General features: G+C 73.5%; 8 protein-coding genes. All 8 read left to right on the top strand.

The window, feature by feature from the left end; translation table 11 throughout:
- Positions 1-44 precede the first annotated feature (44 nt).
- The 8 genes from ACTJJP_RS04730 (at position 45) to ACTJJP_RS04765 (ending at position 10,536) form a co-directional block, all read left to right on the top strand.
- A complete protein-coding gene (locus tag ACTJJP_RS04730; RefSeq protein WP_440773870.1) occupies positions 45-1,529 on the top strand; it encodes a glycerophosphoryl diester phosphodiesterase membrane domain-containing protein in 1,485 nt (494 codons plus the stop codon).
- Positions 1,526-2,182: a DUF4129 domain-containing protein gene (locus ACTJJP_RS04735; protein ID WP_440773871.1), complete on the top strand. Its 657-nt coding sequence runs from the start codon at positions 1,526-1,528 to the stop codon at positions 2,180-2,182. Before ACTJJP_RS04730 ends, ACTJJP_RS04735 begins: the two co-directional genes overlap by 4 nt.
- Complete coding sequence (locus tag ACTJJP_RS04740) at positions 2,179-3,345, top strand: DUF4350 domain-containing protein (protein WP_440773872.1); 1,167 nt, start codon at positions 2,179-2,181, stop codon at positions 3,343-3,345. Before ACTJJP_RS04735 ends, ACTJJP_RS04740 begins: the two co-directional genes overlap by 4 nt.
- Entirely contained in the window at positions 3,342-4,406 is a 1,065-nt protein-coding gene (locus tag ACTJJP_RS04745; RefSeq protein WP_440773873.1) for an AAA family ATPase, read from the top strand. The genes ACTJJP_RS04740 and ACTJJP_RS04745 overlap by 4 nt, the downstream gene beginning before the upstream one ends.
- Entirely contained in the window at positions 4,406-5,707 is a 1,302-nt protein-coding gene (locus ACTJJP_RS04750) for a DUF58 domain-containing protein (protein WP_440773874.1), read from the top strand. The genes ACTJJP_RS04745 and ACTJJP_RS04750 overlap by 1 nt, the downstream gene beginning before the upstream one ends.
- Before the next feature lie 124 nt (positions 5,708-5,831).
- Complete coding sequence (locus ACTJJP_RS04755; protein ID WP_440773875.1) at positions 5,832-6,854, top strand: 3-oxoacyl-ACP synthase III; 1,023 nt, start codon at positions 5,832-5,834, stop codon at positions 6,852-6,854.
- On the top strand, positions 6,851-9,580 hold the full coding sequence (locus ACTJJP_RS04760) for an alpha/beta fold hydrolase (protein ID WP_440773876.1): 2,730 nt from the start codon (positions 6,851-6,853) through the stop codon (positions 9,578-9,580). The genes ACTJJP_RS04755 and ACTJJP_RS04760 overlap by 4 nt, the downstream gene beginning before the upstream one ends.
- The gene (locus ACTJJP_RS04765) at positions 9,577-10,536 is read left to right on the top strand and encodes an NAD-dependent epimerase/dehydratase family protein (RefSeq protein WP_440773877.1); all 960 of its coding nucleotides are present in this window, start codon (positions 9,577-9,579) and stop codon (positions 10,534-10,536) included. The genes ACTJJP_RS04760 and ACTJJP_RS04765 overlap by 4 nt, the downstream gene beginning before the upstream one ends.
- Positions 10,537-10,916 lie beyond the last annotated feature (380 nt).

Consider the following 10,916-nt stretch of genomic DNA (forward strand, 5'->3'; position numbering starts at 1 on the left):
TGTGACACGATGAACAGACCGCCATGTGACGAGGAGGCGCCACCGTGACCGCGTACCCCGCCTGGACTCCGGCATCCCGCCCCGGCATCGTGCCCCTGCACCCCTACGGCTTCGGCACGATCCTCGGCCGCTCCTTCGTCGCTCTGCGCCACAACCCGAAGGTGCTGCTGGGCTTCGCACTCCTCACCCAGGCCGTGGCCTACATCGTGCTCACCGCGGCCGTCGCCGCCGCGGCGGTCGCGAGCTTCACGCGCCTCGACACCGTCGCCCCGGGTAGCGACGACTTCGACGCCATCCTGGCGGGTTCGGTCGTGCTCACCGGCGCCACGGCCCTCGTGCTGGGTGTGGCGACGGGGGCGCTGAGCGTCATCGTGCAGGGCGTGGTCGTCGCCGAGGTCGCGCACGCCGTCGTCGCCGAGAAGCCGACGCTGCGGGCCGTGTGGGCGCGCGTGAAGCCCGTCGTGTGGCGCCTGATCGGCTACAGCGCCTTCACCGTCCTCGCCACCGTCGTCGCGATCGGTGTGCTGGCGGGCATCGTCACCCTGTTGGTGATGTCGGTGCTGTGGCTCGGCATCCTGTTCGGCGTCCTGGCGGTGCTCGGACTCATCGTGCTGTCGCTCTGGCTCGCCGCGAAGCTCTATCTCGTGCCGTCGGCGATCATCCTCGAGCGTGCCCCGGTGTTCCGTGCGATCGGGCGTTCGTGGCGGCTGACGCGCGGACGGTTCTGGTCCACGCTGGGCGTGTTCATCGTGATCTCTATCGCGTTCAGCATCGTCGCCCAGATCATCTCGATCCCCTTCAGCCTGGTCGGAAGCCTCGTACCGGTCATCATCGCCCCGACCGGCGAGACCGACACCGGCGCCTTCGTCGGCCTGATCGTCGTGCAGGTCATCGGTCAGTTCGGCGTCCTGCTCGTGCAGTGCATCGCGCTCGTCGTGCAATCGACGTCGGCGGCGCTCGTCTACGTCGACGCCCGCATGCGCGTCGAAGCGCTCGATCACGACCTGCAGACCTACGTCGAAGCGCGCGACGCCGGAGCGACCGAGCTCGACGACCCCTATCTGGTCGGTGTCGGACGGGTGGTCGCTCGGCCCGCGCCCGTGCCCCACGGGGCGATCGGCGGACAGCTGGTGTACGGAGTGCCGGGTGGGCAGCAGGGATACGCGCAGCAGGGGTACCCGGCGCCGAGCGGGCAGCAGGGATACGCGCAGCAGAGGTACCCGGCGCCGAGCGGGCAGCAGGGATACGCGCAGCAGGGATATCCGGCGCCGGGCGGGCAGCAGGGATACGCGCAGCAGGGGTACCCGGCGCCGGGCGGGCAGCAGGGGTACGCACAGCCGCCGTTCGGCCTCCAGCCGGGATACCCCGCGCCGGCTGGGAGGCCTGTCGACGACCGGCGGTCGCGCGACGAGGCGGGCGACCCGGCCCCCTCCGCGACCGATCGCCCCGACACGCCTTCGACACGATCCGAGACCGCAAGAGCGACCCCCACCACCTGGGCCGCACCCGGGTCGAGCGGCGACGCGTGATATCCCCCGCCGCGCTCGCGGCAGCCGTCCCCCTGCTGCCCGACCCCGACGAAGCTCGGGAATGGGCGGAACGGGAGCTGTCCGATCCGGCGTACCAGGCGGCGGAGCCGAACGTCATCGACCGCATCGCCCAGGCGGTGGGTCGATTCCTCGGCGACCTGCTGCGCGTGCCCGACACCTCCGGATGGGGCCCGTCCGCGCTCATCGTCCTCGCCATCGTCATCGCCGCCCTGATCGTGGTCGCGGTCCTCATCTGGGGACGACCCCGACCCGTGTCGCGCGCGAGCCGGCCCGCTCACGCTCTCTTCGACGAGGACGACGTCCGGTCGGCCGACGACCTGCGCGCCGACGCCGCCCGGGCCGCCGCACGCGCCGACTGGGATGAAGCGATCGTGCTGCGCTTCCGCGCCTTCGCCCGCGGACTCACCGAGCGCGGTCTCGTCGACCCGCCGCCGGGAGCGACGGTGCGCGCGTTCTGTCGCGAAGCAGCTACCGCCCTCCCGCCCCTCGCATCACCCCTCCACGAGGCGGCCGAGATCTTCGACGACGTGCGATACCTGCGCCGGCCCGGCTCCGCCGAGCGCTACCGCGAGATCGCCGAGCTCGACGAACAGGCCGTGCGCACACGCCCGACCCCGGCGGCCGCGTCGTGACCGTCGCCGCGACATCCCTGCGCTCCCGGCGGCGCGGGGCCCTGGGCTGGATCGGACTGGCGGTGGCGCTGCTCCTGGTCGCGCTCGTCGGCGGCACCCTGGTGTACGGCGGGTACACCCAACGCGCGTCCCTCGACCCCGAGTCCGCCGGACCCGACGGAGCCCGCGCCGTCGTGCGCGTCCTCGAGCAACAGGGCGTCCGGGTGATCGTGGCGCGCGATCGCCCGGCCGCCGAGAGGGCGCTGGCCGCCGGCGAGGCGACCCTCGCGATGCGCGACGCCCCCATGCTGTCCGACGACGCGCTGCGGGATCTGACCGACCGAGCGCGCCACGTCGTCCTGCTCGAACCGCGTACGCGCGCACTCGATGTGCTCCTGAACGGCTCCCGCCTCGGCGGATTCGCCGACGATCGGGCCGTGGCCGCGGACTGCTCCCCGGCCGCCGCGTCCAACGCCGGCACCGCGCGCGTCGGCGAACTCATGACACCGGGCGACGACGTCGTCGGCTGCTTCCCCGTCGGCGGCGAGTTCGCACTCCTCACCCTCGAGACGGCGGACCGCACGGTCACCGCTCTCGACGCCCTCGTGACGCTGACCAACACCGCCCTCCCCCGTGACGGCAACGCCGCCCTCGCCCTCGCAGCGCTCGGCCGGACCGACACGCTCGTCTGGTACATGCCCTCCCCCGCCGACGCCGACCGCGCGGCCGACGCCCCGACCCTCACCGATCTCACCCCGCCCTGGGTCACCCCCGGCATCCTGTTGCTCATCGTCGCCACCCTCGTCGCCGCGATCTGGCGCGGACGACGCTTCGGTCCCCTCGTGACCGAACGTCTGCCGGTCACGGTGCGGGCGAACGAGACGACCGAGGGCCGCGCTCGTCTCTACGCCACGGCGCGCGATGCGCCGCACGCCCTCGACGAGCTGCGACGAGCCGCGCGCACGCGCCTCGAACGGCTGCTCGGGCTGTCGCCGCGCAGCGCCCCCGACGACGTCGCCGACGCGGTCGCCGCACGCCTGGGCGCCGACCGCGCCCGGGTGCACGGCATCCTCATCGACGATCAGCCCCGCACCGACCGCGACCTCGTCGCGGCCGCCGACCGACTCCGCGACCTCGAGGCGAGCGTGCGCGCCGCCGTCCGAACCGAAGGGACCACACGATGACCGACAGCCCCCAGAACCCGGCCTGGCCCGCCCCCTCGTCCCCGGCCGCGGTCCCCGGCCCTCTCGACGCTCCCGCCACGACGCGTGCCCAGGCCCGGGTCGCCGACGACCACGCGACCCTGCGCGAGTCCCTGCACCGCGTGCGACTCGAGGTGGGCAAAGCCGTGGTCGGGCAGGACGGCACGGTCACCGGGCTTCTCATCGCCCTTCTCTCGCGCGGGCACGTCCTGCTCGAGGGCGTCCCCGGCGTGGCCAAGACGCTGCTCGTGCGCTCCTTCAGCCGAGCCCTGGGCCTCGACACGCGACGCGTGCAGTTCACGCCCGACCTCATGCCGGGAGACGTCACGGGGTCGCTCGTCTACGACCCCCGCGCCGGGGGATTCGATTTCCGGCCGGGCCCCGTCTTCACCCACGTGCTGCTGGCCGACGAGATCAACCGCACGCCCCCCAAGACCCAGGCGGCGCTCCTGGAGGCGATGGAGGAGCGGCAGGTGTCGTCCGACGGCGAGAGCCGGGCCCTCCCCGACCCCTTCCTGGTCGCGGCGACCCAGAACCCCATCGAGCACGAGGGCACGTACACGCTCCCCGAGGCGCAGCTCGACCGCTTCCTGCTCAAGCTCGTCGTCGACCTGCCCGGGCGCGACGCCGAGGTCGACGTGCTGCGTCGGCATGCGAGCGGTTTCGACCCCCGTCGCCTGGATGACGCCGGGGTGCACGCCGTGGTCACGGCCGACGAGATCCTCGCCGCGCAGCGCGCCGCGGCATCCGTCGCCGTCGACGACGACCTCCTCGGGTACGTCGTCGACCTCGCCCGTGCCACCCGGCACAGCCCCTCGGTGCTGCTGGGCGTCAGCCCCCGCGCGACGACGGGACTGCTGGCCGCCGCCAAGGCGTGGGCGTGGCTCGGCGGGTACCCCGCGATCACTCCCGACCACGTGCAGACGATGCTCGTACCCGTCTGGCGCCACCGCATCCGCCTGCGTCCCGAAGCCGAGATCGAGGGCGTCTCGGTGGATGCCATCCTCACCTCCGTGCTGCAGCAGACCCGCGTCCCCATCTGATGTTCGTCACCGGCCGGCTCGCCCTGCTCGTCGCCCTCGGCGTCGTTCCCCTCGTGCTGCTGAGCAGCGCGGGGGTGCCGGCGTGGACCGCCGCGGGCGGCTGGGTGGCGCTCTGCGCCGTGCTGGGCGCCGTCGATACGGCCGCGGCCGCCGACGCACGCCGCGTGGAGATCACGCGGACGCTGCCGGAGCGAGCGCTACGAGACGAACCGGTCGCGGGAGAACTCCGGGTGCGCAATCTCGGCACGCGCCTGTTGCGGGCGCGGGTGCGTGACGCGTGGCAGCCGACAGCGGGCGCACCCTCGGGGCGGCAGAGCCTCACCGTCCCCCCGGGTGAGCGACGGGGAGCTCCCCTCTCGCTGCTCCCCCGTCGCCGGGGCGAACTGCGCAGCGCGTTCGTCGTCGTGCGTTCGGTGGGGCCGCTGGGCCTCGCCGGCCGGCAGGCGGTGATCGACGCCCCCGCTCGCCTGCGGGTGCTGCCGCCGTTCACCTCCCGGCGGCACCTGCCCTCACGTCTCGCCCGGCTCCGGGAGCTCGACGGCAACACCACGCTGCAGGTGCGCGGACAGGGAACCGAGTTCGACAGTCTGCGGGAGTACGTCCGCGGCGACGACGTGCGCTCCATCGACTGGCGGGCCACCGCGCGCGCAGGGACGACGATGCTCCGCACGTGGCGACCGGAGCGCGACCGGCACGTCGTCATCGTCATCGACACCGGGCGCACGGCCGCGGCGCGGGTGGGCGACGGGGTGCGCCTGGACGCCGCGATGGAGTCCGCGCTGCTGCTCTCGGTGCTCGCGACGCGCGCCGGCGATCACGTGCACCTGCTGATGTTCGACCGCGTCACCCGCGCCCGCGTCACGCGGGTCGACGGTCCGCAGCTGCTTCCCGCCCTGGTGGATGCCATGTGCCCGGTCGACCCGCAGCTGATCGACACCGACTGGGATGCCGCATTCGCTCAGGTGCGCGGTTTGTCGGTGCGCCCGGCCCTGGTCGTGCTGCTCACCGCGGCCGACGACCCCGAGGCCGCGCGCGCCTTCCTCGCGTCGTTGCCCGCCGTCGCCGCACGGTCGCGGTTGCTGGTGGCCACGGCGACGGACGGTCCGGGCGAGACGCCGGCGCACCGGGATGCCGCCGACGTGTACGCCGCCGCGGCCGTGGAGCGTGCTCGACACGACGCCGAGCGCGTGCGCGACGCGGTGGTGCGCGCGGGCGGCGATGCGGTGTCGGCGTCGGCGGACGACCTGCCGCCCCTCGTCGCCGATCGCTATCTCGCGCTCAAGGCAGCGGGCCGGCTGTAGCACGTTCAGCCCCCATGCAGCCCGCGACATACGTCGCGGCTTATCCTGAGGGGTAATCTTCGAGCCGTCTGCGCGTCCCTCCGTGCCCGGCTGCGCCGTCAACGCACAGGATGCGGGAGCTCTCTTGCCAGGTAATGCCACCACGCACTTCGACGATGTGGCCCTCGTTTCGGTGGCGAGCGTCCTGCCCAGCCGCGTGACGACGTCCGACGACATCGAGGCGCGGCTGGCCCCGGCGCTGGAGCGCCTCAAGCTCAAGCCCGGACTCCTGCGCCGCGTCGCGGGCGTCAACGAACGCCGCAACTGGGCCGAGGGCGAGTCGTCCGACGAGGCGACGATCGCCGCGGGCAAGCAGGCCCTCGCCGAGGCGGGAGTCGACCCCAGTGAGGTCGGCCTGATCATCAACACCTCGGTCACCCGCAAGCACCTCGAGCCGTCGGTGGCCGTGCGCCTTCACCACGGTCTGGGCCTGCCGAGCTCGGCGATCAACTTCGACGTCGCCAACGCCTGCCTCGGATTCATCAACGGCATGAGCCTGGCCGCGGGCATGATCCAGTCAGGCCAGGTCAAGTACGCCCTGATCGTCAACGGTGAGGATGCCGACGAGATCCAGGTCAACACCATCAACCGTCTCGTGCGCGAAGACCTCGACCGCGACGCCTTCATGCAGGAGTTCGCGTCGCTGACGTTGGGTTCGGGCGCCGCCGCCGCCGTGCTCGGTCGCGCGAGCGACCATCCAGAAGGTCACCGCATCGTCGGCGGCGTGACGCGCGCTGCCACGCAGTTCTACGACCTCTGCGTCGGAAGCGTCGACGGGATGTTCACCGACGCCAAGGCGCTGCTGAAGGGCGGGCTCGACCTGGTCGTGTCCGCGTGGAAGGAGGCGAAGGACGAATTCTCGTGGATGGGCATGGACCGCTACATCACGCACCAGGTCTCCTCCGTGCACACCTCGGCGATCGTCCGAGCCGCAAAGCTCGACCGCGGTCGCGTACCGGTCACCTACCCCACCCTGGGCAATGTGGGACCGGCCTCCATCCCCATCACCCTTGCCGCCGAGCAGAAGACGCTGCGCCGGGGCGACCGCGTCCTGTTGATGGGAGTGGGCTCCGGGTTGAACACCGGCATGCTGGAGCTGGCCTGGTGAAGGTCACCGCCCCCGGCGCGACCCTGCCCCCGGTGGGCCTTCCCGGTCTCGACCCGGCCCTGTCGCGCCTCGTCGCGGTCGACGGCGTCGCCGCCGATGCGCACGCCACCCGCACCTGGCATGTCCTCGACACCGGCGACGCCCTCGCCGAACGCGGCATCGCCCCCGTCGGCACGATCGTCGCCGTCCACGGAAACCCCACCTGGTCGTACCTCTGGCGCGCGCTGGTGAGCACTTCGCTGCAGCGCGCGGAGGCGGGCCGCACCGCGTGGCGGGTCGTCGCCGTCGATCAGCTCGAGATGGGCTTCTCGGAGCGCTCGGGGGTGCGGCGCACCCTCGCCCAGCGCATCGCCGATCTCGGCGCGCTCGTCGACGAGCTCGGCATCCCGGGTCCGGTCGTGACGATCGGACACGACTGGGGAGGGCCGGTCTCGCTCGGGTGGGCCGTCGAGAACCGCGACCGTCTCGCCGCCGTCATCGCCTTGAACACCGCCGTGCACCACCCCGACGGCGCGCCACTGCCGTTCGCGTTGCGCGTGGCGACCGCCCGTGGTCTGCTCGCCGCCGGGACGACCGGGACGACTGCGTTCCTCGACACCACGCTCGCACTGGCCGATCTCGACCCCGCTGTGCGCTCCGCCTTCCGCGCGCCGTACGCCACCATCGCCCGCCGCCGCGGGATCGGCGGCTTCGTGGCCGACATCCCCGCCACGGCTGCCGACGAGAGCACCCCGGCCCTGCGTCGCATGTCGGCGGGGCTTCGGCGACTCGACGTGCCCGCGCTCCTCCTCCGCGGCCCCAAGGATCCCGTGTTCGGCGAGGGACACCTCGACGACCTCACCGACCGCCTGCCCCACGCCGACGTGCATCGCTTCGAGGGCGCCGGACATCTGATCGCCGAAGAGCGGCCCTACGCCGACGTCGTGCTCGACTGGCTCGACGAGAAGGTCGTGGATGCCGTGGTCCCCGCGGTCGGCACCCGTCGCGCGGCCGCGGCGGAACGCCGGGCGGAGGCGCGAGCCCGAGCGGACGCCGAGACCGCCGCGGGGACGCAGATGCGCGACACGGACCGGACCGCTGAGTTCACCGGCGGGGACACCGCCGCCGGCTCCCTCTGGGACGCCCTCGACGCCCGCCGCGACGACGACGACGTCGCCGTCATCGACATGAGCACCTCCCGCGACGGCGGGCCCCTCCGCGTGAGCTGGCGGCAGCTCGCCACCCGCGTCGACGAGATCGCCGCCGGCCTCGACGCGTCCGGCGTCCGCGCGGGAGACCGCGTCTCCCTTCTCGTGCAGCCCGGCCCCACCCTCACCGCCGCACTGTACGCGTGCCTGCGCATCGGCGCCGTCGTCGTCGTGGCCGACCGGGGTCTCGGCATCCGGGGTCTGTCGCGCGCGGTGCGCGGTGCCGTGCCCGACGTCGTCATCGGCGAGGTCGCGGGACTCGCCGCCGCACGCGCGCTCGGCTGGCCCGGCCGCCGCATCTCGGCCGCCTCCCTCCCCGTCGCGGCTTCGCGTGCCCTGGGCGTGGACGCGAGCCTGTCCGACCTGGCCCGCGCCGGGCGGGGTCGCGTCCTCCCCGCCGCACCCGCGCCCGACGCCGATGCGGCCGTGCTGTTCACGTCCGGCTCCACGGGGCCTGCCAAGGGCGTCGTCTACACGCACGCGCAGCTCACCGCACTGCGCGACACCCTCGCCGCGCACTTCGACGTCACCGCCGACACGGGTCTCGTCACAGGGTTCGCGCCCTTCGCGCTGCTCGGCCCGGCGCTGGGCACGCGCTCGGCGACACCCGACATGGACGTCTCGGCCCCGCGCACCCTCACCGCCGCAGCCGTCGCCGCGGCCGTGCGGGCCTCCGACGCGCGCATGGTCTTCCTCTCGCCCGCCGCCGTCGCGAACGTCGTCGCCACGGCATCCGGTCTCGGCGCCGATGACCGCGCAGCGCTCGAGCGCGTCGAGACGTTCCTCTCCACCGGCGCCCCGGTCGGCATCGACCTGCTCCGCCGTGCGCAGCGACTCATGCCGAACGCCGTCGCGCACACCCCGTACGGCATGACCGAATGCTTGCTGGTCGCCGACGTCACTCTGCCCGAGATCGAGCGGGTCGCGGGTGACCGCGGTGTCTGCGTCGGCCGCCCGCTCGGCACGGGCCAGGTGCGCATCTCGGCGATCGACGCCGACGGCCGTGCCACCGGAGAGCCGACGACCGACACCGGGGTGACCGGCGAGATCGTCATCTCCGCTCCCCACCTCAAGCGCGGCTACTTCCGGCTCTACCTCACCGACCGCGAAGCGCGCCGAGGCCTCCCCGATCGGTGGCACCGCACCGGTGACGTCGGTCACCTCGACTCCGACGGACGCCTCTGGGTCGAGGGGCGACTCCCCCACGTCATCACCACCGCCGACGGTCCCGTGACCCCGGTCGGCATCGAGCAGGATGCCGAGACCGTCGACGCCGTCGCTCGCGCCGCGGCCGTGGGGGTCGGACCCGTCGGCCGGCAGGTCGTCGTCGCCGTCGTCGAGGCCGGCACACGACGCCCCGGACTGGCATCCCCCGCCCTGACCGACGCCGTTCGTGCCTCGACCCGGCAGCGGCTGGCGGCCGTGCTGGTGGTACCGACCCTCCCCACCGACATCCGCCACAACTCGAAGATCGATCGCACCCGCGTCGCGGCGTGGGCGGATCGCCTCCTGTCGGGCGAGAATCCGACGGCACCGTGAGAGTGCTCGCCACCGGCGCGTCCGGTTTCCTCGGCGGTGCGGTCGTGCGCGCCCTGCAGGAGGCCGGACACTCCGTCCGCACCCTCCAGCGCCGCCCCTCCGGCGTGGAGGGCGCCGAGGATCGTCTCGGTTCCGTGACCGATCCGGATGCCGTGGCATCCGCCCTCGACGGCGTCGACGGCGTCGTGCACCTGGCGGCGAAAGTGTCGCTCGCGGGAGACCCCGCTCAGTTCCGTGCGGTCAACGTCGAGGGCACGCGCACGCTCCTCGACGCCGCAGCCGCAGCCGGCGTGTCGCGCATCGTGCACGTGTCGTCGCCGTCGGTGGCGCACGCCGGCCACGCGCTCGCGGGCGTCGGCGCCGAGCCCGCCGATCCGGATGCCGCGCACGGCGAATACGCCCGGACGAAGGCCGAGGCCGAGCTGCTCGCGCTCTCCCGCGCGGTCGCGGGCACTGCCCTCGTCGCGATCCGCCCGCACCTGGTGTGGGGCCCGGGCGACACCCAGCTCATCGCGCGCATCGTCGACCGCGCTCGCCGGGGCCGTCTGCCCCTGCTGAACGGCGGCACGGCGCTCATCGACTCCACCTACGTCGACAATGCGGCATCCGGGATCGCCGCCGCCCTCGCCCGCGTCGACGACGTCAGCGGACGCGCCTACGTGCTGACGAACGGCGAACCGCGCCCGGTCGGCGACCTGCTCGCCGGGATCTGCCGAGCCTCGGGTGTCACGCCGCCGAGCTTCAGCGTGCCCGCGGGGCTGGCGCGCGCGGCCGGTGCCCTGGTGGAGCGCGTCTGGGCCGTGCGTCCGGGCGAGGACGAGCCGCCGATGACCCGCTTCCTCGCCGAGCAGCTGTCGACCGCGCACTGGTTCGACCAGACCGAGATCCGCCGCGATCTGCGCTGGACCCCCGCGGTGTCGCTGGACGAGGGCCTGCGCCGCCTGTCGCTCGCCTGACGCCCGCGCTGCGCGGTCGTACCGCCCGCCCCCTCGCTCCTCGCCCTCCGCCGCCTCGGCGCGCGCGACCCGCCCCCGCCTCCGCCTCCCGCGAGAAACGCGATCCACACGAAGAAACGCCCCGTCACGTCGTTTCTCGCCGCGAGACGCGTTTCTCACGACCACAACACCGGCAACCGCGACCGGCCCCGCACCGCCCCAACCCGACGCGAGAAACGCGATCCACACGAAGAAACGCCCCGTCACGTTGTTTCTCGCCGCGAGAAACGCGATCCACACTGACAAACGCCCCATCACGTTGTTTCTCGCCGCGAGACGCGTTTCTCACGACCACAACACCGGCAACCGCGACCGGCCCCGCACCGCCCCAACCCGACGCG

This window comes from Microbacterium sp. 22296, from assembly GCF_052045385.1.
Classification (GTDB): domain Bacteria; phylum Actinomycetota; class Actinomycetes; order Actinomycetales; family Microbacteriaceae; genus Microbacterium.

Bases quoted from the DNA above. Each gene is read 5' to 3' on its own strand.
- ACTJJP_RS04750 (WP_440773874.1), top strand. From the start codon at position 4,406: ATGTTCGTCACCGGCCGGCTCGCCCTGCTCGTCGCCCTCGGCGTCGTT.
- ACTJJP_RS04745 (WP_440773873.1), top strand. From the start codon at position 3,342: ATGACCGACAGCCCCCAGAACCCGGCCTGGCCCGCCCCCTCGTCCCCG.